The 23,607-nt window shown below is 65.5% G+C and carries 22 protein-coding genes; 7 read left to right on the top strand and 15 right to left on the bottom strand.

Annotation, left to right across the window (positions count from 1 at the left end; genetic code table 11):
• Positions 1-20: 20 nt before the first annotated feature.
• Together TQ98_RS03390 and TQ98_RS03385 are read right to left on the bottom strand one after the other, a co-directional pair.
• The gene (locus TQ98_RS03390) at positions 21-299 is read right to left on the bottom strand and encodes a hypothetical protein (RefSeq protein ID WP_044872215.1); all 279 of its coding nucleotides are present in this window, start codon (positions 297-299) and stop codon (positions 21-23) included.
• Between the two features lie 79 nt (positions 300-378).
• A complete protein-coding gene (locus tag TQ98_RS03385; RefSeq protein WP_044872216.1) occupies positions 379-624 on the bottom strand; it encodes a YdcH family protein in 246 nt (81 codons plus the stop codon).
• 211 nt (positions 625-835) lie between these two features.
• Between TQ98_RS03385 and mscL the strand changes: the two genes are divergently transcribed.
• A complete protein-coding gene (gene mscL, locus TQ98_RS03380) occupies positions 836-1,252 on the top strand; it encodes a large-conductance mechanosensitive channel protein MscL (RefSeq protein ID WP_044872217.1) in 417 nt (138 codons plus the stop codon).
• Between the two features lie 134 nt (positions 1,253-1,386).
• On the opposite strand, the gene TQ98_RS03375 is transcribed toward mscL, so the two are convergent.
• From TQ98_RS03375 to TQ98_RS03365, 3 genes are all read right to left on the bottom strand, one after another.
• Positions 1,387-2,940, bottom strand: a complete 1,554-nt coding sequence (locus TQ98_RS03375; RefSeq protein ID WP_044872218.1) for a TerC family protein — start codon at positions 2,938-2,940, stop codon at positions 1,387-1,389.
• A 275-nt stretch (positions 2,941-3,215) separates the two neighbouring features.
• Positions 3,216-3,683 carry a DUF934 domain-containing protein gene (locus TQ98_RS03370; RefSeq protein ID WP_044872219.1) on the bottom strand — a complete coding sequence of 156 codons (468 nt, stop codon included), beginning with the start codon at positions 3,681-3,683 and terminating at the stop codon, positions 3,216-3,218.
• The gene (locus tag TQ98_RS03365; protein ID WP_044872220.1) at positions 3,680-5,350 is read right to left on the bottom strand and encodes a nitrite/sulfite reductase; all 1,671 of its coding nucleotides are present in this window, start codon (positions 5,348-5,350) and stop codon (positions 3,680-3,682) included. The genes TQ98_RS03370 and TQ98_RS03365 overlap by 4 nt, the downstream gene beginning before the upstream one ends.
• A gap of 287 nt (positions 5,351-5,637) precedes the next feature.
• On the opposite strand from TQ98_RS03365, the gene ccoN reads away from it, so the two are divergent.
• Both ccoN and TQ98_RS03355 read left to right on the top strand, forming a co-directional pair.
• Positions 5,638-7,074 carry a cytochrome-c oxidase, cbb3-type subunit I gene (ccoN, locus tag TQ98_RS03360; RefSeq protein ID WP_044872221.1) on the top strand — a complete coding sequence of 479 codons (1,437 nt, stop codon included), beginning with the start codon at positions 5,638-5,640 and terminating at the stop codon, positions 7,072-7,074.
• Positions 7,067-7,312 carry a cytochrome Cbb oxidase CcoQ gene (locus TQ98_RS03355; RefSeq protein WP_103102864.1) on the top strand — a complete coding sequence of 82 codons (246 nt, stop codon included), beginning with the start codon at positions 7,067-7,069 and terminating at the stop codon, positions 7,310-7,312. Before ccoN ends, TQ98_RS03355 begins: the two co-directional genes overlap by 8 nt.
• Before the next feature lie 128 nt (positions 7,313-7,440).
• Here the strand turns inward: TQ98_RS03355 and TQ98_RS03350 are convergent, their stop codons facing one another.
• Positions 7,441-8,217 (bottom strand): ferredoxin--NADP reductase, encoded by a 777-nt coding sequence (locus tag TQ98_RS03350; protein ID WP_044872222.1) that lies wholly within the window; start codon positions 8,215-8,217, stop codon positions 7,441-7,443.
• Between the two features lie 83 nt (positions 8,218-8,300).
• Between TQ98_RS03350 and TQ98_RS03345 the strand changes: the two genes are divergently transcribed.
• Positions 8,301-9,425: a class I SAM-dependent methyltransferase gene (locus TQ98_RS03345; RefSeq protein WP_044872223.1), complete on the top strand. Its 1,125-nt coding sequence runs from the start codon at positions 8,301-8,303 to the stop codon at positions 9,423-9,425.
• A 132-nt stretch (positions 9,426-9,557) separates the two neighbouring features.
• Here TQ98_RS03345 and TQ98_RS03340 read toward each other — a convergent pair whose 3' ends face one another.
• The 8 genes from TQ98_RS03340 to TQ98_RS03305 all read right to left on the bottom strand — a co-directional run bounded on the left by TQ98_RS03340 (position 9,558) and on the right by TQ98_RS03305 (position 18,792).
• On the bottom strand, positions 9,558-9,698 hold the full coding sequence (locus tag TQ98_RS03340; RefSeq protein ID WP_044872224.1) for a DUF2474 domain-containing protein: 141 nt from the start codon (positions 9,696-9,698) through the stop codon (positions 9,558-9,560).
• 13 nt (positions 9,699-9,711) lie between these two features.
• Positions 9,712-10,719: a cytochrome d ubiquinol oxidase subunit II gene (gene cydB, locus TQ98_RS03335; protein WP_044872225.1), complete on the bottom strand. Its 1,008-nt coding sequence runs from the start codon at positions 10,717-10,719 to the stop codon at positions 9,712-9,714.
• 3 nt (positions 10,720-10,722) lie between these two features.
• On the bottom strand, positions 10,723-12,162 hold the full coding sequence (locus TQ98_RS03330) for a cytochrome ubiquinol oxidase subunit I (RefSeq protein ID WP_044872226.1): 1,440 nt from the start codon (positions 12,160-12,162) through the stop codon (positions 10,723-10,725).
• Between the two features lie 399 nt (positions 12,163-12,561).
• A complete protein-coding gene (locus TQ98_RS03325; protein WP_044872227.1) occupies positions 12,562-13,131 on the bottom strand; it encodes a nucleotidyltransferase family protein in 570 nt (189 codons plus the stop codon).
• Between the two features lie 82 nt (positions 13,132-13,213).
• Complete coding sequence (locus TQ98_RS03320) at positions 13,214-14,185, bottom strand: XdhC family protein (protein ID WP_044872228.1); 972 nt, start codon at positions 14,183-14,185, stop codon at positions 13,214-13,216.
• Between the two features lie 23 nt (positions 14,186-14,208).
• Entirely contained in the window at positions 14,209-15,429 is a 1,221-nt protein-coding gene (locus TQ98_RS03315) for a cytochrome c (protein ID WP_044872229.1), read from the bottom strand.
• A gap of 2 nt (positions 15,430-15,431) precedes the next feature.
• A complete protein-coding gene (locus tag TQ98_RS03310) occupies positions 15,432-15,971 on the bottom strand; it encodes a (2Fe-2S)-binding protein (protein ID WP_044872230.1) in 540 nt (179 codons plus the stop codon).
• Positions 15,964-18,792 carry a xanthine dehydrogenase family protein molybdopterin-binding subunit gene (locus TQ98_RS03305; RefSeq protein WP_044872231.1) on the bottom strand — a complete coding sequence of 943 codons (2,829 nt, stop codon included), beginning with the start codon at positions 18,790-18,792 and terminating at the stop codon, positions 15,964-15,966. Before TQ98_RS03305 ends, TQ98_RS03310 begins: the two co-directional genes overlap by 8 nt.
• A gap of 288 nt (positions 18,793-19,080) precedes the next feature.
• On the opposite strand from TQ98_RS03305, the gene TQ98_RS03300 reads away from it, so the two are divergent.
• Complete coding sequence (locus TQ98_RS03300; RefSeq protein WP_044872232.1) at positions 19,081-20,289, top strand: MFS transporter; 1,209 nt, start codon at positions 19,081-19,083, stop codon at positions 20,287-20,289.
• A gap of 133 nt (positions 20,290-20,422) precedes the next feature.
• Here the strand turns inward: TQ98_RS03300 and TQ98_RS03295 are convergent, their stop codons facing one another.
• Complete coding sequence (locus TQ98_RS03295; RefSeq protein ID WP_044872233.1) at positions 20,423-20,989, bottom strand: DJ-1 family glyoxalase III; 567 nt, start codon at positions 20,987-20,989, stop codon at positions 20,423-20,425.
• Positions 20,990-21,185: 196 nt separating this feature from the next.
• Here TQ98_RS03295 and TQ98_RS03290 point away from each other — a divergent pair, with 196 nt between their 5' ends.
• Together TQ98_RS03290 and trmA are read left to right on the top strand one after the other, a co-directional pair.
• Positions 21,186-22,478 carry an NCS2 family permease gene (locus TQ98_RS03290; RefSeq protein WP_103102863.1) on the top strand — a complete coding sequence of 431 codons (1,293 nt, stop codon included), beginning with the start codon at positions 21,186-21,188 and terminating at the stop codon, positions 22,476-22,478.
• Positions 22,478-23,572 carry a tRNA (uridine(54)-C5)-methyltransferase TrmA gene (trmA, locus tag TQ98_RS03285; RefSeq protein WP_044872236.1) on the top strand — a complete coding sequence of 365 codons (1,095 nt, stop codon included), beginning with the start codon at positions 22,478-22,480 and terminating at the stop codon, positions 23,570-23,572. Before TQ98_RS03290 ends, trmA begins: the two co-directional genes overlap by 1 nt.
• Positions 23,573-23,607 lie beyond the last annotated feature (35 nt).

The following is a 23,607-nucleotide window of genomic DNA, read 5'->3' as shown; positions in this document are numbered from 1 at the left end:
AAAGCCGGCATGATAGCGGATCAGCCCCCGCAGCCGCCCCCACAGTTGCAGCACTGACCGCTGGCCCGCCGACGCTGGCGTTCCAGGTCCTGACGCAGGCTCTCCAGGCGCATGCGCAGGACGGGCAGGCCGGAGCCGTCGTCCGGCTCGCTGCCCTCCTCCACACGCATGACTCGGCGTTGCAGCAGGTCGTACTGCTGCTCCAGGTGATCCAGGCGCTCGATGGCTTCCCGGCGATCAACGGAAAGGGGCGACGCGGACGTTACGTCCGCGCCGGGATTCTGGAAGGTGGCAGACATGGGAGAGGCTCCGGATATTTGGATGCCCCAGCCTATCCGCGCGCCTCCCGGGCTCCGTTGATCCCGGTCAATCCGGGGCTCAGCCCTTGGCGTCCTTGAGCATGCGGGCGATCTCGTCCTTCAGGGCGACCCGCTGGACCTTGAGTCCATGCAAGGCGTTATCGTCGAGAGCCTGATTACCGTCCTCGACTTCGTAGATACGCGAATCCAGATCCTGGTACTCCCCCGCCAACCGGGCAAAGTGCGCGTCGCTCTGCAGCAGCGAGCGCATGGTGTCCTTGAACTCGGGAAATTCACGGTTGAGCGGGTGATGTTCTAGTGGCATGGCAGCGACCCTCCTCTTGCAGCCTCACTCTCAGGCTAGACCAGGGTCCGGCGTCGGGAAGCGCCGCCTGACGGAAACCCGGACACGGCTTGGCATCAACCGTGCCAGCGCCCTAGCATGTGCGCCTGCACAGGAAGGTGCGCCCGCGCTGGCAGCCTCTTCCCGCTGAATTACACTTCAGCCTTAAAACCAGAACCTCAGGGAGTGAAACATGAGTCTGCTCAGTGAATTCAAAGCCTTCGCCGTCAAAGGCAACGTGGTCGACATGGCCGTGGGCATCATTATCGGCGCGGCCTTCGGCAAGATCGTCTCGTCCTTCGTCGGCGACGTGATCATGCCGCCCATTGGCCTGCTGATCGGCGGCGTGGACTTCTCCGACCTCGCCATCACCCTCAAGGCGGCAGAGGGCAACGTTCCGGCGGTGGTGCTGGCCTATGGCAAGTTCATCCAGACCGTGCTCGATTTCATCATCGTCGCCTTCGCCATCTTCATGGGCGTCAAGGCGATCAACCAGCTGAAACGCGCCGAGGCCGCCGCCCCGGAAGCCCCGCCGGCGCCGACCAAGGACCAGGAACTGCTGACCGAGATCCGCGACCTTTTGAAGGCGCAGCAGAACAAACAGCCCTGAATTCGCCAGCGCGAATTGTAGGAGCGAATTTATTCGCGAAAGGAAAAGGGCCGCTGTGCGGCCCTTTCTGTTGGTCAGGGGCAGGCCTGCTGCCTGCTTCGCGAATGAATTCGCTCCTACAAGGGTTACGCGATCTACATCAAGGGCTTCAGCAACAGGCGGTTCACCCGGCGCTCCTTCAGCTCGATCACCTGCACGGTCCAGCCTTCTACCTCCAGGGCGTCGCCCATCACCGGCAGGCGATCCAGCAGGCTCATGGTCAGGCCCGCCAGGGTCTGGTAGTCCTCGCCGGGCTTGGCGGTAAAGCCCAGGCGCTCGCCCAGCAGGCTCAGGTTCACCGCACCGCTGACCTTCCACCCACCCTCGCAGGGCTCGATGTCCAGGCCGTCCACTTCGCTGGCATCCGGCAGTTCGCCGGCAATGGACTGGAGGATATCGGTCATGGTCAACAGGCCCTCGAAACCGCCGAACTCGTTGACCACGAAGGCCACGTGGGTCTCGGCCTTGCGCATTGCCTCCAGGGCGCTCAGCACCGAGGCGCTTTCCGGCAGGTTCGGCGGAATTCGCAACAGCTGCTCGATATCCGGCTCCTGGCCCTGCAGCAACTCACGCAACAATTCCTTCTTGTGGACGTAACCCAGGGGCTCGTCCACATCGCCGCCCCGAATCACCACCAGACGCGAGTGAGGCGAACGCACCAAGGCGTCGTGGATGACCTCCCGCGACTCATCCAGGTCGATGCGTTCGACCTCGCCGCGGTGGGTCATCATGCTGCGGATGGGGCGCTTGGCCAGGTTCAGCACACCGCTGATCATGATCCGCTCACGACGGTCGAAGGGGACCTGCCCGGCGTCATCAGCCCCCACCAGGTCGGCGATGTCCTCCCCCACGGCCTCGGCCTCGACGCCACGCCCACCCAGCAGGCGCAGTACCGCGTGGGCCGTGCGCTCACGCAGGTCGCGATCACCCTGGAGGTGCCGCTTGCGGCGCCAGCGCACCAGCTGGTTGGCCGCCTCGATCAGCAGGGAGAAGCCAATGGCCGCATACAGGTAGCCCTTGGGGATATGGAAACCCAGACCTTCGGCGGTGAGGCTGAAGCCGATCATCATCAGGAAGCCCAGGCACAGCATGATCACGGTCGGGTGGGCGTTGACGAAGGCGGTCAGCGGCTTGCTGGCGATGATCATCAGGCCGATGGACACCACCACGGCAAGCATCATCACTTCCAGGTGCTCCACCATGCCCACGGCGGTGATCACCGCATCCAGGGAGAACACCGCGTCCAGCACCACGATCTGCGCCACCACCGGCCAGAACAGGGCGTAGGCGCGGCTGCCACCCTGGCTGTGAACCCGGCCTTCCAGGCGCTCGTGAAGCTCCATGGTGGCCTTGAACAGCAGGAACACACCGCCGAACAGCATGATCAGGTCACGGCCGGAGAAGCTCTTGCCGAACACCTCGAACAGCGGCGTGGTCAGGGTCACCAGCCAGGAAATGCTGGCCAGCAGGCCCAGGCGCATCACCAGGGCCAGGGACAGGCCGATCAGCCGCGCGCGGTCGCGCTGATGAGGCGGCAGCTTGTCCGCGAGGATGGCGATGAACACCAGGTTGTCGATGCCCAGGACGATCTCCAGGACGATCAGGGTCAAGAGGCCCAGCCAGGCCGTAGGGTCAGCTAACCATTCCATCGTGTTCAGGCTCTTGGATGAAGGTCACGGGCACGCGCGAACCACGCCTGCTGGCGTTGCATCGACATGCGCGGGGAGTGTGCAGCGGGGCGCTGCGATTCGGATCGACGCGCGGCGGCGTCGGTGGGATGGGGGGCCGCACCCTGGGGCGCAGGGGGCGGCTTGCAACAATCGCTGTCCATTGGATTCCGGTTCGGATAAACGAGCCGCGAATGCTAGGTCAGAAAATCACCCGCTTTAAGCCAGGAATTTTTACCAATCATGTATGAAATCTCTTACCGGCGACGATACAAGGGCCTCGGCTCTATCACCGAGCGGCCATAGAGCACACTCACGCCGGCCAATCCCTTCAGCGCGTCCTCGGCGGATTTGTCCTCGCGCACGGCAAAGGCATCGAAGCCACATTGGCGCATGTGGCTGAGCTGGTCCCGCAACACATCCCCCACCGCCCGCAGCTCGCCGCGCCAGCCCAGGCGGGTGCGCAGCAGGTAGGCCTGGCTGTAGCCACGGCCATCGCGAAAGCTGGGGAAGTCGATGGCGATCAGCGGCAACCCTTCGGAAAGCGGCGCCAGCGCCTCCACGTCGTCGTCCGGCTGAAGCAGCAGGCCGTCCCCCTCGCGCCAGAGCGCCAGCGGCAGGATCAGCGGCCCGGAAGGCAGCGGCTCCTGCGTCTCGCGCAGCAGGGTCCAGGGGTCCTCCACCAGGCGAGCCTGGCCGTCCATCAACTTGATCAGGTTGTTCATGCCGGCACCTCCGCCTTCGCATAGACCCGTTCCTTGAAGGGTTCCAGGCCGATGCGCCGCACCGTGTCGACGAAGCGCTCCTCCGGCTCTCGGTAGTCGCGGAAGGTGTCCACCACCTTCTCGATCACATCCGGCACTTCTTCGGCGCTGAAGGACGGGCCGATGACCTTGCCCAGCTCGCTGTCCATGCCCTGGGCGCCGCCGAGGGTGATCTGGTACCACTCGCTGCCGCCCTTATCCACACCAAGAATGCCGATATTGCCGATGTGGTGGTGGCCGCAGGCGTTCATGCAGCCGGAGATGTTCAGGCTCAGCTCACCCAGTTCCTGCAACGCCACCGGGTCGGGGAAGCGTGCCTGAATGGCCTGAGCGATGGGGATGGACTTGGCGTTGGCCAGGGAGCAGTAGTCGCCTCCCGGGCAGGCAATGATGTCAGTGAGCAGACCGATGTTGGCGGTCGCCAGCCCCTGCTCGCACGCCAGCAGCCAGAGGCTGTGCAGGTCGGCTTTGCGCACATCCGGCAGCACCAGGTTCTGTTCGTGGGCGATGCGGATTTCACCGAAACCGAAGCGCTCGGCCCACTCGGCCACCGCCTCCATTTGTGCGGCGGTCACGTCGCCGGGCGGCGCATCCGGCCCCGGCTTGGTGGACAGCACCACAGCGGCATAGCCCGGCACCTTGTGCGGCTGCAGGTTGCGCGCGCACCAACGAGCGAATGCCGGGTCCCGTGCCAGATGGCTGCCGAAGTCGAGGTCGACGTCGTCCAGATGCGCGTAGGACGGCGCATCGAAGCTGACGGCAACGCGCTGATACTCGTCCTCGGTCAACTCGGCAGGGCCGTCCTTGAGGTGCTGCCATTCGGCCTCCACCTCGCGGGCGAACGCCTCGATGCCCAGCGCCTTCACCAGGATCTTGATCCGCGCCTTGTACTTGTTGTCGCGCCGGCCGTGGCGGTTGTAGACCCGCAGGATGGCTTCGACATAGGACAGCAGATGGCGCCAGTGCAGGCCGTCGCGGATCTGCTGGCTGAGGATCGGAGTACGCCCGAGACCGCCGCCCACCATCACCCGCAGGCGCATTTCGCCCGCTGCGTCGCGGTACAGGTAGAGACCGATGTCGTGCATCTGCACGGCGGCGCGGTCCTCCTCGGCGGAGCAGAGGGCGATCTTGAATTTGCGCGGCAGGAAGAGGAATTCCGGGTTGATGGTGGACCACTGGCGGAGGATTTCCGCCAGCGGGCGCGGGTCCAGCAACTCGTCGGCGGCCACCCCGGCGAAGGCTTCGGTGGTGATGTTGCGCACGCAGTTGCCGGAGGTCTGGATCGCATGCATCTCCACCTCGGCCAGTTGCTGGAGGATGTCCGGCACTTCGGCCAGTTCGATCCAGTTGAACTGGATGTTCTGCCGGGTGGTGAAATGGCCGTAGCCGCGATCGTGTTCGCGGGCGATGCGCGCCAGGCAGCGCAGCTGGTTCGACGACAGGGTGCCGTAGGGAATGGCGACCCGCAGCATGTAGGCATGCTTCTGCAGGTACAGGCCGTTCTGCAGGCGCAGCGGGAGGAACTCCTCCTCGGACAATTCGCCATTGAGGCGCCGCGCCACCTGGTCGCGGAACTGTTCGACGCGCTCCTGCACCAGGGCGCGGTCGTAGTCGTCGTATCGGTACATCGAAGGCTCCAGCAAGGCGGGCGGAGGCGTCACTATCGCCAGCGGGGCCACGAATAAACAGCGCCAGATCTGACGCAAAAAGCCATATCAGACAGACGCACGATTACCGTCGTAGGAGCGAGCTCTGCTCGCGAAGTGGCCCTGTTCAAGAGCAGAGCTCGCTCCTACATCAGGTGCGTCCGCGACAAATCTGAGCCCTAAAAAGCCAGACAATCTGAGTCTGTTTCCTTTGCAGCGACCTTTCTAGAGTGGCAACCGCTCAGTCTTCCCAACTGAAAGGCCCGCACATGAACACCGCAATTCCGGAACCGACCTACGACTACAAGGTGGTCCGCCAGTTCGTCCTGATGACCCTGGTCTGGGGCATCGTCGGCATGGGCATGGGTGTGTTCATCGCTTCCCAGCTCGTCTGGCCAGCGCTGAATTTCGACCTGCCCTGGACCAGCTTTGGCCGCCTGCGCCCGCTGCACACCAACCTGGTGATCTTCGCCTTCGGCGGCAGCGCGCTGTTCGCCACCAGCTATTACACCGTGCAACGCACCTGCCAGGCGCGCCTGTTCGGTGGCGGGCTTGCGGCCTTCACCTTCTGGGGCTGGCAGGCGCTGGTGGTGATCCTGCTGGTCACCCTGCCCCAGGGCCTGACCACCACCAAGGAATACGCCGAAGTGGAGTTCACCGGCGCAGTGTGGATGGGGATCATCTGGATCGCCTACGCGGTGGTGTTCTTCGGCACCATCGTCAAGCGCAAGACCAAACACATCTACGTGGGCAACTGGTTCTTCGGCGCCTTCATCGTGGTCACCGCGATGCTGCACATCGTCAACCACCTGGCCATTCCGGTGAGCTGGTTCAAGTCCTACTCGGTCTATGCCGGCGCCACCGACGCCATGGTGCAGTGGTGGTACGGGCACAACGCCGTGGGCTTCTTCCTGACCACGGGCTTCCTCGGGATGATGTACTACTTCATTCCCAAGCAGGCCGGGCGCCCGGTGTATTCCTACCGCCTGTCCATCGTGCATTTCTGGGCGCTGATCACCCTCTACATCTGGGCCGGCCCACACCACCTGCACTACACCGCCCTGCCGGACTGGGCCCAGTCCCTCGGCATGGTGATGTCGATCATCCTGCTGGCACCGTCCTGGGGCGGCATGATCAACGGCATGATGACCCTCTCCGGGGCCTGGCATAAGCTGCGCGACGACCCGATCCTGCGTTTCCTGGTGGTGTCCCTGGCCTTCTACGGCATGTCCACCTTCGAAGGCCCGATGATGGCCATCAAGACCGTCAACGCCCTCTCCCACTACACCGACTGGACCATCGGCCACGTGCACGCCGGGGCGCTGGGCTGGGTCGCGATGATCACCATCGGCTCGCTCTACCACCTGATCCCACGCCTCTGGGGCCGCACGCAGATGCACAGCACCGGTCTGATCAACGCCCACTTCTGGCTGGCCACCATCGGCACCGTGCTCTACATCGCCTCCATGTGGGTCAATGGCATCACCCAGGGCCTGATGTGGCGTGCGGTGAACGAGGACGGCACCCTCACCTATTCCTTCGTAGAGGCGCTGGAGGCCAGCCATCCGGGCTTTGTGGTGCGCATGGTCGGCGGCATCTTCTTCGTCACCGGCATGCTGCTGATGGCCTGGAACACCTGGCGCACCGTGCGCGTGGGCGACGCCCGCGCCACCGAAGCCGTGCCGCAGGCGGTGGCCCATGGATAGCGAAAGCGCCTACGCCCTGCTCAGCCTGGCCGCTGCGACCTTCTTCTACCTCGCCACCCAGGCCAGCCTGGGCGGCAGGAGCCAACGGCAGATCGACGAAGCGACCATGCTGCCCTTCGCCGATGACGAACCGGTGGCCCGCCGCATGGAACGCGCCACCGGCCGCAGCAGCACGGGGTGCAGCTGTCCGGGAAGGTGTGATGGGAGTTGCGAAAGCCGGATAGAAATGGAGGCGTGAATCGGAGGGCAATTCGTAGGATGGGTAGAGCGGAGCGAAACCCATGCTGTGGGATTGATAGGTTTCGCAAGCTCGCGGAACGCCGGCCGACCCAAACTACCAAAGCATCCGCCTCAGCCCGGAGCCTCCTACCAGTAATTCTCCACCGCCACCTGCCCCGGCCGGCGGCTCAGGCTCAGGTGCATGTCGCGCTGCTTCAGCACGGCGCGGGTGTCGTCGATCATCTGCGGGTTTCCGCAGAGCATCACGCGGGCGTGTTCGGGGGTCAGCTCGAAGCCGACGGTGCGCTCCAGTTCACCGTTCTCGATAAGAGTGGTGATGCGCCCGTGCAGCGCGCCGGGCACTTCTTCGCGGGTCACCACCGGCACATAGATGAGCTTGTCCTCGACGCCTTCGAGGTATTCCAGGTCTTTCAGCGAGTGGATCATCGGCTGATACGCCAGCTCGGCGGCGTGGCGCACGCTGTAGACCAGGATGATGCGCTCGAAGCGTTCCCAGACTTCCAGGTCCTGCAGGATCGACAGGAAAGGCGCCAGGCCTGTGCCCGTGGCCAAGAGCCAGAGGTCTCGCCCGTCGATGAAGCGATCGAGGGTGAGGAAGCCGAACGATTGCTTGTCCACCATCAGCGTGTCGCCTTCCTTCAGCCGGGACAGCTCACTGGTGAATTCGCCTTCCGGCACGACGATGGAGAAGAACTCCAGGTGCTCGTCGTGGGGCGCCGAAACCATGGAATAGGCGCGCCAGACCGTGCTGCCGTCAGCCTTGGTCACTCCCAGGCGAGCAAACTGCCCGGCGCGGAAGCGGAAGCCCGCGTCGCGGGTGGTGCGCAGGGTGAACAGGCTGGGCGTCAGTGTCTGCACGTCCAGCAGGGTCTGACGGGTGAACTTCTCTTCGCTGGCGGTCATACTCCGCTCCCATCCTCTTCCGATTCGCTCGAAGACCGCCTCAGTTTCTCGCAAAGCGGCCTTCAGAAACACCGCCGGTTCTTATGCCTATATTTGCTACGCCTTTTGCCCAGCTTGACCTGATCCGTCAGCCCGAGCAGCAGGACGACCCGCTGCAAGCCTTCGACGCCGCCGACGAATACCTGCTCAACCACCTGCATGAGCAAGGCATCGCGGCAGCGACCCGAATCCTGGTGCTGAACGACAGCTTCGGCGCCCTCGCTGCCAGCCTGGCCTCCCATGCGCAGGTCACCAGCAGCGGCGATTCCCACCTGGGCCACCTGGGCCTCGAGCGCAATCTGGCGCGCAATGGACTGACGGCGGATCGCGTGCGCTTCGTCCCGGCCAGCGAGGTGGCCATTGGCCCCTTCGACCATGTGCTGATCCGCGTCCCCAAGACCCTGGCCCTGCTGGAAGAACAGCTGATCCGCCTGCAGGGCCAGCTGGCGCCTTGCGCTTCGGTCGTGGCCGCGGGCATGGTCAAACACCTGCCCCACGCCGCCGGTGACCTGCTGACGAAATACATCGGCCCGATGCAGCCATCGCTGGCGGTGAAGAAGGCCCGCTTGCTGATCGCCACGCCCGAACAGAAGCCGGCGATCACCTCGCCCTACCCCACCCGCTACCAGCTGGACCAACCGCGCCTGACGCTGATCAACCACGCCAACGTCTTCTGCCGCGAAGGCCTGGATATCGGCACCCGTGCCTTCCTCCCGCACCTGCCCCGCAGCCTGGCGAACGTCCGCGCGGCGGACCTGGGCTGCGGCAACGGCGTCCTCGGCATCGCCTACGCCCTGGCCAACCCGCAGGCGGAAATGACGCTGGTGGATGAGTCCTATATGGCGGTGCAGTCGGCCCGGGAAAACTGGCGCGCGGCCCTCGGCGAACGCCCGGCGGACATTCGTGCCGGCGACGGCCTGGCCGAACAGCCCGCGCATTCGCTGGACCTGGTGCTGTGCAACCCGCCCTTCCACCAACAGCAGGTGGTGGGCGACCTCCTCGCCTGGCGCATGTTCGTGCAGGCCCGCAATGCGCTGGTGAAAGGCGGCGAGCTGTGGATCGTGGGCAACCGCCACCTGGGCTACCACGCCAAGCTCAAGCGCCTGTTCCGGGGGGTGGATCAGGTGGCTGCGACGCCGAAGTTCGTGGTGTTGAAGGCGAGCAAGTAACGCAGGGGTTTGCAGGAAACCTTGTGGGGGCGAATTCATTCGCGAAGGGCAACGTAGTTACCCCCGAAATTCGAGCGAGTCTCAGCACCCCTCTCCCCCGGCCCCTCTCCCGGAGGGAGAGGGGAGAAAAGCTCAGTGCGTACTCAACCCCGCCGCCGCCATCACCATCCGCAGCAGGTAGGCCACCACGCCCAGACTCAGCACGCTGAGGGTCCAGATGCCCACTAGCCAGCCCAGGCGTTGCCACAGGGGTTTCTGTTCCGGCTCGCCCATGACGCCACTCCCGTTAGTGGTAGCCATCTTCCACCCGCACCTTGCCGCGGAACACGTAGTAGCTCCAGGCCGTGTACATCAGGATGAAGGGGATGATGAACAGCGCGCCCACCAGCATGAAGCCCTGGCTCTGCGGCGGCGCCGCCGCGTCCCAGATGGAGATGGACGGCGGGATCACGTTGGGCCAGAGGCTGATGCCGAGGCCGCTGTAACCCAGGAAGATCAGCACCAGGGTCAGCACGAACGGCGCGTGGTGAGCGTTGTTGGCCACGGCGCGCAGCAGCGCCCAGGTGCACACCAGCACCAGGATCGGCACCGGCATGAACCAGAACAGGTTGGGCAGGCTGAACCAGCGCTCGGCGATCTCGGCGTGGGCCAGCGGGGTCCAGATGCTGACGATGCCGGTGATGCCCAGCAGCGCCAGCACCAGCGGACGCGCCAGGTCGTGCATCTGCTGTTGCAGGCGGCCTTCGGTCTTCAGGATCAGCCAGGTGCAGCCCAGCAGCGCGTAGGCGGCGATCAGGCCCAGGCCGCAGAACAACGGGAACGGCGCCAGCCAATCCAGCGAGCCGCCGGTAAAGACGCGGTTCACTACCGGAATGCCTTCGATGTAGGCGCCCAGGGCGACGCCCTGGAAGAAGGTGGCGGCGATGGAGCCGCCGATGAAGGCCTTGTCCCACAGGTGACGCTTGGCCGGCTTGGCCTTGAAGCGGAACTCGAAGGCCACGCCCCGGAAGATCAGGCCCAGCAGCATGAAGATCAGCGGCAGGTAGAGGGCCGAAAGCACCGCCGAGTAGGCCAGCGGGAACGCGCCGAACAGGCCCGCGCCGCCCAGGATCAGCCAGGTCTCGTTGCCGTCCCAGACCGGCGCGACGGTGTTCATCATCACGTCGCGCTCGCCGTCATCCTTGACGAAGGGGAAGAGGATGCCGATTCCGAGGTCGAAACCGTCCATCACCACATACATCATCACGCCGAAGATGATGATGATGGCCCAGATCAGTGAAAGGTCGACGCCCATGGTTCAGGTCCTCGGCAGGGTTGCAGCGTTGTCGTCATCGTCCATGCCCTCTTCGGTCGCCGAGAGCGGGCGGGCGGGGGTGCGGTGCTGGCCGGGGCCACCAGTGCCCTGCTCCTTGCCTTCGTCGGTGACCGGGCCCTTGCGCACCAGGCGCATCATGTAGCCGAGGCCCGCGCCGAAGAGCACGAAGTACACCACCACGAAGCTCACCAGGGTCAGGCTCATCTGGGCCACGCTGTGGTTGGACACGGCGTCTGTGGTGCGCATCAGCCCGTAGACCACCCAGGGCTGGCGGCCCATCTCGGTGGTGAACCAGCCGGCGAGGAGCGCGATCAGCCCGGACGGCCCCATCCACAGGCAGAGGTGGAGGAACGGCCGCGAGCGGAACAACCCGCCGCGCCAGCGCAGCCACAGGCTCCAGAGGCCCACCAGGATCATCAGCATCCCCAGGGCGACCATGATGCGGAAGGACCAGAACACCACGGTGGAGTTGGGACGGTCTTCTTTCGGGAACTCCTTCAGCGCCGGCACCTGCTTGTCCAGGCTGTGGGTCAGGATGAGGCTGCCAAGGTAGGGAATCTCGACCTTGAAGCGGGTTTCCTCACGCTCCATGTCCGGCCAGCCGAAGAGGATCAGCGGCGTGGCTTCACCGTGGCTGTTGTCCCAGTGACCTTCCATCGCGGCGATCTTCACCGGCTGGTGCTTGAGGGTGTTGAGGCCGTGCAAGTCGCCGATGAAGGCCTGTACCGGCGCAACGATCAGGGCCATCCACATGGCCATGGACAGCATCTTGCGGATTGCCGGGTTATCGCGACCGCGCAGCAAGTGCCAGGCGGCCGAGGCGCCGACGAAGAAGGCGGTGGAGAGGAAGGCGGCGGTGGCCATGTGCAGCAGGCGGTAGGGGAAGGACGGGTTGAACACTACCGCCAGCCAATCCACCGGCACCACACGGCCGTCGATGATCTCGTAGCCTTGCGGGGTCTGCATCCAGCTGTTGGACGCGAGGATCCAGAAGGTCGAGATGATGGTGCCGATGGCCACCATGACCGTGGCGAAGAAATGCAGGCTCGGGCCCACGCGGTTCCAGCCGAACAGCATGACGCCGAGGAAGCCTGCTTCGAGGAAGAAGGCAGTGAGCACCTCGTAGGTCAGCAGCGGCCCGGTGACGGCGCCGGCGAAGTCGGAAAAGGCGCTCCAGTTGGTACCGAACTGGTAGGCCATGACCAGGCCCGACACCACGCCCATGCCGAAGTTGACGGCGAAGATCTTCGACCAGAAGTGGTAGAGGTCGCGGTAGACCTCCTGCCCGGTCTTCAGCCACAGGCCTTCCAGCACGGCGAGGTAGCTCGCCAGGCCGATGGTGATGGCCGGGAAGATGATGTGGAAGGACACGGTGAAGGCGAACTGCATTCGGGCGAGATCGAGAGCCTCCAATCCGAACATGGCGAATCCTCTAATCAGGTTGATACGGGCACGCGCCCCGCTCGACTCCATTGGATGGAGGACGCAGGCCGGGCGCAATTATTCTTTTAGGTCGGGGGCCGCTACGGGTGGATGAAGAGCCAGGTCGGCCCTTCACAGATCCGCACCGGAGGTTTTGACGCGGATCAAGCAATGCCTAGAGATTAGCCGGTTCGCGCGCGCGGGATTCTGTGGTTCGTTGCCGCGCGACAGGTTGCCGCGCGACCGGCCGCCGCAGGCGTTGAACAGGACGCACGAAGCCCGACCCTAGGGTGCGCCATGCGCACCGACGCACAGAGCCGTAGGGTGGATATCGCTTTTCATATCCACCAGCGAAGCCAGGCCGAACATCGATGGTGGATCGATGAAGCGCGATCCACCCTACGAATCCAGCGCCTCGGGCGAATCCACATCCCGCAGCACGCCCGGATCATCCACCCCCACCGCCACCCAGGCGGAGGCATGGGCGCGCAGCACGCAGCGGGCGCCTCCGTCGCCGGTCAGTTGTTGCAGTTCGGGCCAGAAGTCGCGGCCGAACAGCACCGGGTGGCCGCGCTCGTCGTGATGGACGGGAAAGACGATGCGCTCCGCCGAGGCCTTCGCCACCAAGGCCCGCAGGCTGGTTTCGGCGATCCAGGGCATATCGCCCAGCACCACGGCGATGGCGTCTCCCGTCCCGCTCGACAGAGCCCGCACGCCGGCGGCCAGGCTATGGCCCATGCCCTGCGTCGCCTCTTCGCAGCGGATGATGTTGCAGCCCTCGGGCAAGCCCAGCGCCACTGGGTCATCTTCAGGACGCAGGACCAGATGCACCTCGTCGAACACCCGCAGCGCGCTCTGCAGGCTGGCCGCCAGCAGCGTGCGGCCATCGGACAAGGCCGCGCGACGCTTGTCGCTGCCAAAGCGGGAGCCGAAGCCGGCGGCGAGGATCAGGGCGGGGACGGTGGGCATCAGTCAGCTCCGGATTGCCATCGCAGACACGGACATTGTGGGGGCGAATTCCGTCTCTGTAGGGGCGATTGATTTCGACTGGTCAAATCTTTTCCCGAGCAATCCCATTGCGCACCCGCAGAATATCCGCCAGCACGGCCAACGCGATTTCGGAGGGGGTCTTGCTGCCCAGGTTGAGGCCGATGGGCGCGATGATGCGGGCGAGCTCCGCCTCGTTCAGGCCGCCCACGCGGCGCAGGCGCTCCATCCGTTTGGTGCTGGTGGCCATGGAGCCCATCACGCCGATATAGAAGGCCTCGGTGCGTACGGCCTCGATCATGGCGAGGTCGTCGATCTTCGGGTCGTGGGTCAGGGCCACCACCGCCGTGTCGGCGTGGCAACCGCCCTGGCGGATGAACTCGGAGGGCAGTTCGCGTCGAATCTCCACCCCCGGCAATTCGACCCCCTGGAGCACCTCGTCACGAGGGTCGCAGAGCACCACTTCGAAGCCCAGGCTCTGGCCGAACTCCGCGCACACCTGGGCCACCGTGGAATAGCCCGCCAGCAGCAGCCGCTGGGCGGCGCCGATGCGCAGGCGTAACAGATTGCCCTCGCGCTCCACCTTTGGCCCCTGCTCGTGATCCGGCAGCAACCTGCGCGTACCGTCCGGCAACGAGAGTTCGCGGATCAGCCGGCGCTGGCCGGCGAGGGCGCTTTCCAGCTCGCGCAGGTGGGCCTGGACGTCGCAATCGGAGGGCAGGTTCTCCACCAGCACTTCCAGCACGCCGCCACAGGGCAGACGGATCTGCGAGCGCTCGTCGCTGCCATCACCGTAGCGCACCAGTTGCACGGGCTCAGGGAACGCGCCGGCGGCCAGGCGCTCGAGGAAGTCATCCTCCACGCAGCCGCCGGATAACGAACCGATCCAGTGCCCGGACGCGGTCGCCGCCAGCAGCGAACCCGGCGCGCGAGGTGCTGAGCCGTAGGTCGCAAGGACGGTGCAGAGCCACACGCGCTCACCGGCCCTGGACCACTCCAGGGCCTTGCGCACCACCAGCAGATCAAGGTGTTGCATCGGGGATTCGCCTTTACAAGCTGTCAGTGGGACTGGGCTTCGCCGCGCAGCTCCGCCACCCGCTCCGGGCCCACCTCGGATTCGAGGCCGCCCCAGGTCTGGCGCAGGTAGTTGAGCAGGTCGCGCATCTGGCCGTCGTCGAGTTTATCCCTGAAGCCGGGCATCGGCTGCATCCGCTCGAAACCGCCGAACTGCTGCTCGCGAATGCCGTCGTCGATCACCCGCAGCAGGTTGCGCGAATCCGCCAGGCGCAGGGTAGTGTTGCCGTTCATCGCCACGGCCACATGGGGCACGCCCTCGCCCGACGCACCGTGGCAGCCGGCACAGACGTTGAGGTAGTTCTGGCGTCCGCGCTGGGCGCTTTCGCCCAGCTTGTCCTCGGTCAACGCAGCGATCTTGCGCGGCGCCGGCGCCTCCTCGCCCAGCAGGTAGACGGCCATGGCGCGGTGATCGTCGACCGGCAGGAACTGGGTGCTGTGGTGCAGCACCGGGTACATCTCGTTGAACACCGAACCCTGGTCGCTGATGCCGTGCTTGAGGAAGGTGGTCAGGTCGCCGGTGGTCCAGCCGCGCTCGGCGAGGTCCTTGGCCAGCAAACTGGGCGCCTCGTAGCCGAGGATCACACCGCCGGTGAGGCGCTGGTCCTGTTGCAGGGCACCGACCGCGTTGCGCGGGGTGTGGCACTCGCCGCAGTGGCCGAGCACTTCCACCAGGTACTGGCCGCGCTGCCACTCCTCACCCTTGCCATCCCCCGGCTGCAGCTGCACGCGATTCTTGTAGAGCATGTTCCAGAAGGTCATGCCGAATCGCACGTTGAAGGGGAAGGCCAGGTCGGTCTTCGGACTCGGCTTGGCAATGGGATCAAGGCTCATCAGGTAGGCGTAAATGGCATCGGAATCCTCCCGCTTGAGCAGGTGGTAGGACGTGTACGGCATGGCCGGGTAGAGCTTGCTGCCGTCCCGGCGCTCGCCCTGGGTCACCGCCTTGAAGAAGTCGTCGGCGCTGTAATGACCGATGCCGTGCTCCTTGTCCGGGGTGATGTTGGTGCCGTAGATGGTGCCGAACGGCGACACCAGCGGCAGGCCACCGGCGTACTCGGCGCCGCCTTCGACGCTGTGGCAGGCCACGCAGTCGGCGGCGCGGGCCAGGTACTTGCCACGCTCGATCTGCGCCTGGTCCGCCGGCTGTTCCTTGGCCTGGGCGGCCACGGGCAGCAGCAGGGCCGCGAGGAGAAGTGCGCGCATCCTCAACCCTCCTTCACCAGGCCCAGACCCTCCACCACATCGCGCGCGGCGCTGTAGTAGCGGACATAGCCGGTGCAGCGGCAGATGTGCTTGCCCAGGGCGTTCTCGATCTCCCCTTCCAGTTCGCTGCGCTTGACCGGCTGGCGCTGGAGCTTTTCCACCAGCACGGTGGCGGCGTTGACGTAGCCGGGGGTGCAGTAGCTGCACTGGAAGGCGAACTTGTCGATGAACTTCTGCTGGATCGGGTTCAGCTCGGTCACCTCACCCTTGGCATCGCGCTTGGCGTGGCCTTCGATGGTGCGCACCTTCTTGCCGTCGAAGAAGTGCGCGCCGGTGATGCAGGTGCGGATTTCCTCGCTGGTGCCGTCGGGCTTGTCGAGGATCGCCACGCAGGCGTGGCAGACGCCCTGGCCGCAGCCCAGGCGCGAGCCGGTGAGGTTCAGGTACTCGTGGAGGAATTCGATCATCATCAGGTCGTCGTCCACGGTGAAGGGACCGACGGCCTGGCCGTTGATGGTCATGCTGAGGGCGCGCTTAGCCATGGAGGGCCTCCTTGATGCGGGCCGGAGTCAGGGGAAGGTCGCGCAGGCGCTTGCCGGTGGCGTGGGCCACGGCGTTCACGATGGCGCCGACCACGGGGATCATCACCACTTCGGCAATGCCCTTGGCCGGGTCGCTGGGCGACAGCGGCGGGAGGATTTCGGCGGTCTGGGTCCAGACGGCGCAGTCCTTGGCGCGCGGCAGCTGATAGCGGTTGAAGTTCCAGGTGCCCTCGCCGGGGCCGCCTTCGTACTTCGGCATCTCTTCCAGCAAGGCGTGACCGATGCCCATGGCAATGCCGCCTTCCAACTGGCCGCGCACCAGCTCGGGCACGATGACCCGGCCGCACTCCAGCCAGGAGTGGTGATTGATCACCCGCGCCTCGCCGCTGCCCTTGTTCACTTTCACTTCCACCAGGGTCGCCACCGGGCTGTAGTAGGTGACCATGGCGTTGTTCAGCTGGGTCGGCGGGTAGTGGACGGAAGCGCGGTCCAGCAGGTGGAAGCCGTGGCTGGTCATCTTCGCCTTCTTCGCCTCGGGGGCACCGTCGCCGTACTTCACCGCCACCGCGTCCAGGGGCACGGTTTCGCGACGACCGTCGATGTCGAATTCGCCCGAAGCCCAGGACCAGCGGTTGAAACCGTGGACGCTGACGCCGGTGACCAGGCCCAGTTCATGGGCCTTGTGGGCCAGCAATTCGAACGGAATCGGCGGCAAACCGCTGGCGGTCAGCTTGCCCTCCACCCAGTTGGCGTCCTCGCGGCGCACCACGTAGGGGTTGGCCAGGCCGCCATACTCGCCGCGCCCCCAGATCGCCAGGGCCGCCGGCCAGAGGCCGTGGTTGAAGAGGATGCGCGCGGCTTCGCGGGTGCCGTGGCCGGTGTAATAGGCCGAGTTGGTGGCGGAAGACGGCGAGGCCAGCTTGCCGACCCAACGCGGGTTCTTCAGGGCGGCGTCCTGCTCGGCCTGGCTGATCAGGTAGGGGTTGCCGCTGGTGGTCAGCGCCAGCTCGGCCCATTCGGTCTCGCCGGTGCGGATCTCATCAGCCGGGCGGCCCAGGTAGTCGGCCACCAAAAGGGCCTGGGACGTGGCCATGCCGGTGCCCATGTCGATGGCGATCTGACGCAGCTTCACGCGGCCTTCGGCGGTGAACTCCAGGCTCGCCATGGGCGATTCGGAGCCAGTGCCGAAGTCCTTCTGGCAGATGGCGAAGCCGACGCCGTAGTAGTTGTCCGGGTCCTTGGCCTCCTGCTCGCGCTTGCGCGCGTCGCGGTTCTTCCAGACCTCGTGCTGCGCGGCCTTGTCGAGGATTTCGTCCAGGCGCAGGGCACCGGCGGGGATCGCGCCCTGGGTGTTCTTCATGCCGGACTTGAAGACGTTCTTCTTGCGCAGCTCGATGGCGTCCACGCCCAGGCGCTGGGCCACGTCATCCACCATCATTTCGGTGGCGGCCATGGTCTGCAGGGTGCCGTAGCCGCGCATGGAGCCAGCCTCGACGCCACGGGAGTAGTAGGCGGTGGCGGCCAGGTCGCTCTGCGGCAGGTAGTAGATGGACTGCGCGGCGGTGGCGCCCACGGCGGCCACGGAGGGGCTGTAGTTGATGCGGCCGCCACCGTCGGCATCCATGTGCGCGCGGAAGATCTGGAACGACAGGTCGTCCTTCTTCACCGCCAGCTGGTAGTGCATGTCGAAGGGGTGGCGCTTGATGCCGCTCTGGAACTGCTCGTAGCGGTCATTGGCCAGGCGCACCGGCACACCCTCGCCGTAGATGGCGGCCAGGGCGGCGTAGAAGACGAAGATGTTGTTGTCCTTGGAGCCGTAACCCACGGTGTAGCCGGGGTGCATGTTCAGCTTCTGCACCTTGAAGCGCGACGGCGCCAGCATATGGGCGGTCTGTTCTGCCGCTTCGAAGGGGCACTGGGTGGCCACCACGAAATGCAGGGTGCCGGTGGCCGGGTCATACCAGCCGTTGCCGTTGTCCGCTTCCAGGGCGGCCGGCTCGACGGACTGGGTGGTGAAGCGCTCGTCGAAGACCATCCAGCCTTCCGGCGGATTTTCCAATTTCTGCTGCATCTGCTCGGCGTAGTAGATGCCCTGGGCGGTCAGGTCGCCCGCCGGGTTGCCGGCCCCCCACACGGGTTTGCGCTCGCGGATCAGCGGGAACAGCATGCTGTCCTTCAGGCTGGAGAAAGTGTCCGGCTCGAAGGGCGTGGCGCCGCCGACACGGACGAAGCGGAAGCTGCCATAGGGATCGCGCTGGAAGAGCGGCGCCTGGGCACCGTAACGCACGACCTTCTCGTTGAACTTGAGGATGTTCTTGGCCCGGCGGTAGCGGTCGAAGTCCTTCCAGATCAGCATGGCCACCGGATGGCCGATGAACATGGGCACCTGGCCTTCCGGCAGGAAAGGGTCGGGGCTGTGGGCTTCGGGGAAGGCGATGCCGTCCTTCACCAGGTCAACGGCGGTCACCACCCGGTCGGGCTTCAGTTCGTCGCCCAGCATGGACAGGTCGATGCCCTGGTAGAGGTGGTCGGCGCGGGTCGCCTTGATCAACAGCGCGTGGCCCTGTTGCCGGGGCCAGCCGGGCATGTCCTTGGCACGGATATCGCGGGCAAACACCTTGCCGCCGCAGACCTTGCTGACGCCATCGATCCGCCCACGGGCCTGGCCACCGGCGGTGTACCAGGTTTCCGGGGAGATGGTGACCTTTTCCTCGAACAGCGCGGCGAACGCCTTGCTGCCCAGGGGGGCGAGGGTGATGCCGATACCGGCGACGACGCTGCCTTGCAGGAAGGCGCGGCGGGATAGTTCAGGAGTGGACATACCCGTTTCTCCTGGGCCGACCGTAGCCGAACCCAATTTTTGTGCAATAAACGGTTGTCGGCCCTTCCTTGGAGAAGGGCCGCAATAAGAATAGTCGGGGGAGGTGACCTGACTTGGCGGTCAAATTTTAACGAAATCTCCAACACATACAACGGTAAAGTTGTCCTTTCAGTCAGAAATTTGAGCAGGGCGACTCGCTGATCGAACGCTTCGTTCGGTAAATGCAACCGCATGTTTCAGCGGGCGTGCTAGGCTGCGCCATCGATAGCAGCCTAAGCATTTTCGGATATGTCCCAGGCCACCCTTCTACGTCACCATCGTCCATTCCTGGCCTTCTGGTTCGCGCGCGTCTGTACGGCAAGCGGCTTCCAGATGATCACGGTCGCCATCGGCTGGCATATCTACGCCCTCACCGGCGACGTGCTCGACCTCGGCCTGGTGGGCCTGGTGGAATTCCTGCCCCGCGTGCTCTTCATGCTGCACACCGGGCACGTGGCCGACCGCTTCGACCGCCGCCGCGTCGCGGCTGTCTGCCAGGTGCTGCAGGCCCTGGTGGCCGGGGTGCTGGTGTTCGCCAGCGCCACTGACAACGCCAGCCGCGAACTGATCTTCCTGATGGCCTTCCTCCTCGGCGCCGCCCGCGCCTTCGAGATGCCAGCGACCCAGGCGCTACTGCCCAACGTAGTTCCCACCGAACTCTTCCCCCGCGCCGTGGCCGCCTCCGCGTCGGCCATGCAGGCAGCCACCATCGTCGCGCCGGCCCTGGGCGGCCTGCTCTATGCCTTCGGCAGCCTGTGGGTCTATGGCCCGACAGCGGTGCTCTACCTCGCGGCCTGCGCCCTGATGCTGGGGCTGAACAGCCGGCAGCAGCCGGCCAATGGTCAGCGCGCCAGCCTGGACTCCCTGCTGGCAGGCATCCGTTTCATCCGCAGCCGCCCGGACATCCTCGGCGCCATCTCCCTGGACCTCTTCGCCGTGCTGCTGGGCGGCGCCACCGCCCTGCTCCCGGTGTTCGCCAAGGACATCCTGCTCACCGGCCCCTGGGGCCTGGGCCTGCTGCGCTCGGCACCGGCGGTGGGGGCGTTGCTGATGTCCTTCTGGCTGGCGCGCTTCCCTATCGAGCGCAACGTGGGGCGGATCATGTTCACCTCGGTGGGGGTGTTCGGCGTGACCACCATCGCCTTCGGCCTCTCGACTTCCTTCTGGTTCTCCCTGGCAGTCCTGGCCGTGCTCGGCGCGGCCGACATGATCAGCATGGTGATCCGCGGCGCCTTCGTGCAGCTGCACACCCCGGACGAGATGCGCGGCCGGGTCAGCGCGGTGAATGGGCTGTTCATCGGCGCTTCCAACCAGTTGGGGGAATTCGAATCCGGGGTCACTGCGGCCTGGTTCGGCACCGTGCCGGCGGTGGTCATGGGCGGCGTGGGTACGCTGCTGGTGACCGGGGTGTGGATGAAGCTGTTCCCGAGCCTGGCCAAGCGGGACAAGCTGCACTGAGTCCTCCCTGGGCGTGAACCCTTGTAGGGGCGAATTCATTCGCCAAGCAGGCCGAGGGCTGCCCTGCAATACATCGGGGGCGGCTGTGCCGCCCTTGGCGAATGAATTCGCCCCTACAGATAAACCGTCGCCCTTACCCCACCAGCATCGCCTTCGCGATCTCATTGCGCTTGGCCTTGCCGCACAACTGCTCCACCAGCGTCAGGGCGAAGGCCAGGGCGGAGCCCGGTCCCTGGGCGGTGATGCAGTTGCCGTCCACCACCACCGGCTGGTCGACGTAAGTGCAGCCGGACAGGCGGTCGCTGAAGGACGGGTAGCAGGTCATGCGCCGCTGGCGCAGCACGCCATAGGGTTGCAGGGCCATGGCCGGAGAGGCACAGATGGCGGCGAAGAAGCGCCCGGCCTTGGCCTGTTCGCGGACCTTCTCGGCCAGCGGCTCATGCTCACCCAGGCGCTGGGCGCCGGGCATGCCGCCGGGCAGGACGATCAGGTCGTATTCCTGGGCCAGAACGTCCAGCAGCATGGTGTCGGCAGTCAGGCGGGTGCCACGGGCCAGGGTGATCATGCGCCGGGTCTCGATGCTGGCCACTACGGTCTTCACCTCGGCACGCCGCAGCACGTCGATCAGGGTCACGGTTTCCAGGTCTTCCACGCCTTCGGCGACGGCAACCAGGGCCAGGGGATGGGGCTGGGTATGCATGGCTGTTCTCCTGTTCGCGGAAACCGAAGCTGTCCGTCCGGTCATAAATTCACCGCTCCGGGGTGAGCTGGTATGATGCGCGCCTTTTTCCAGACTGGCAGAGAAAAGTCCATGGCGCCCGCGCGCGCCGTGCAATTGTGCTTTGCTTTTTGCCAGCTGAATGACAACGACGCAGTGCGTCACGGGGAGCCAAAACATGCTGGAGAAGCTGTTTCAACTAAAGGCACATGACACCAATGTGCGCACCGAGATCCTGGCGGGGCTGACGACCTTCCTGACGATGGCCTACATCCTGTTCGTCAACCCGGCCATCCTCGGCGAAACCGGCATGGACAAGGGGGCGGTGTTCGTCGCCACCTGCCTGGCCGCCGCCATCGGCTCGACCATCATGGCGCTGATCGCCAACTACCCCATCGCCCTGGCGCCCGGCATGGGCCTGAACGCCTTCTTCACCTACACCGTGGTCCTGCACATGGGCCATACCTGGCAGGTGGCACTGGGCGCCGTGTTCATCTCCGCCTGCATGTTCTTCCTGCTGTCGATCTTCAAGATCCGTGAGTGGATCATCAACAGCATCCCGCTGGAGCTGCGTTCCGCCATCGCTGCCGGCATCGGCCTGTTCCTGGCACTGATCGCCCTGCAGAAGTCCGGCATCGTCGCCGCCCACCCGGTGACCATGCTGACCGTCGGCGACCTGACCAAGCCCGAGCCCATCCTCGCCGTGCTCGGCTTCTTCCTGATCGTCGCCCTGGAAGCACGCAAGGTCACCGGCGCGGTACTGATCGGCATCCTCAGCGTGACCGTCGTCGGCATTGCCCTGGGCGTCTCCCAGTTCGGCGGCATCTTCTCCGCACCGCCGTCGCTGGTCCCCACCTTCCTCCAGCTGGACATCAAGGGTGCCCTTGAAATCGGCCTGGTGAGCGTGATCTTCGCCTTCCTCTTCGTCGACCTGTTCGACAACTCCGGCACCCTCATCGCCGTGGCCAAGAAGGCCGGGCTGATGCGCGCCGACGGTTACATGCCGAAGATGGGCCGCGCCCTGATCGCCGACTCCACCGCGGCCATGGGCGGTTCTCTGCTGGGCACCTCCACCACCACCAGCTACATCGAATCCGCCGCGGGCGTCAGCGCCGGTGGCCGCACCGGCCTTACCGCCCTGACCGTGGCCGTGCTGTTCCTCCTGGCCCTGTTCCTCTCGCCGCTGGCGGGCAGCGTGCCGGCCTTCGCCACCGCCCCGGCGCTGTTCTTCGTCGCCGTGCTGATGGCGTCCGGCCTCGCCGAGATCGACTGGCACGACCTGACCACCGCCGCGCCGGTGCTGATCACCACCCTGGCCATGCCCTTCACCTACTCCATTGCCGACGGTATCGCCTTCGGCTTCATCGCCTGGGCCGCGATCAAGACCCTGGCTGGCCGCTTCAAGGAGCTCAGCCCGGCGCTGGTGATCCTGGCCGTGCTCTTCGTTATCAAGATGGGTTACTTCCACTGATGAGTCGTCCCCAGTTCGACCCGGCGGCCTACGCCGCCCAGCTCGCCGAGAAGACGCAGCGCCTGAAGGCGCTGCTGGCACCCTTCGATGCACCGGAACCGGAAGTCTTCGAGTCCCCCCGCGAGCACTACCGCCTGCGCGCCGAGTTCCGCCTGTGGCGCGAGACCGGCAACGAAAACCGCCACTACGCCATGTTCGAGGCCGGCGACAAGTTCACCCCGGTGCTGATCGAGGACTTCCCCATCGCCAGCCGCCGCATCAATGAACTGATGCCGCGTCTGAAAGCCGGCTGGCAGGCGAGCAAGGTGCTGTCGTTCAAGCTGTTCCAGGTGGAGTTCCTCACCACCCTGGCGGGCGATGCGCTGATCACCCTCTGCTACCACCGTCCGCTGGACGAGGCCTGGCAGGCCGAGGCCGAAAAACTCGCCGCCGAACTGGGCGTGAGTCTGGTGGGCCGCTCGAAAGGCAAGCGCATCGTCATCGGCCGCGACTATGTCGAGGAAGCGCTGACGGTCGCCGGCCGCCTGTTCCGCTATCGCCAGCCGGAAGGTGCCTTCACCCAGCCCAACGGCGAGGTGAACCAGAAGATGCTGGGCTGGGCCTTCGATGTGCTGGGCGATCGCCAGGACGACCTGCTGGAGCTCTACTGTGGCAATGGCAACTTCACCCTGCCCCTGGCCACCCGGGTGCGCAAGGTGCTCGCCACCGAGATCAGCAAGACCTCGGTGAACGCCGCGCTGGCCAACCTGGCCGACAACGCGGTGGATAACGTCACCCTGGTGCGCCTGTCCGCCGAGGAACTGACCGAGGCGCTGAACGAGGTTCGTCCCTTCCGCCGCCTGGCCGGGATCGACCTCAAGGGCTACGCGTTCGGCAACGTGTTCGTCGACCCGCCCCGCGCCGGCATGGACCCGGACACCTGCGAACTGACCCGCCGCTTCGACCGCATCCTCTATATCTCCTGCAACCCGGAGACCCTGGCGGCGAACATCCAGCAGCTCAGCGACACCCACCGCGTCGTGCGCTGCGCCCTGTTCGACCAGTTCCCCTACACCCACCACATGGAGTCCGGCGTCCTGCTGGAACGCCGCTGACGCTCACCCCGCCCCTCTTCCAGCACGGGAGAGGG

Origin of the sequence: Pseudomonas sp. LFM046 (genome assembly GCF_000949385.2) — a bacterium.
GTDB lineage: Bacteria > Pseudomonadota > Gammaproteobacteria > Pseudomonadales > Pseudomonadaceae > Metapseudomonas.
Note: the sequence above shows the minus strand (reverse complement) of the source record. Positions and strands in the feature narration are given on the sequence as shown.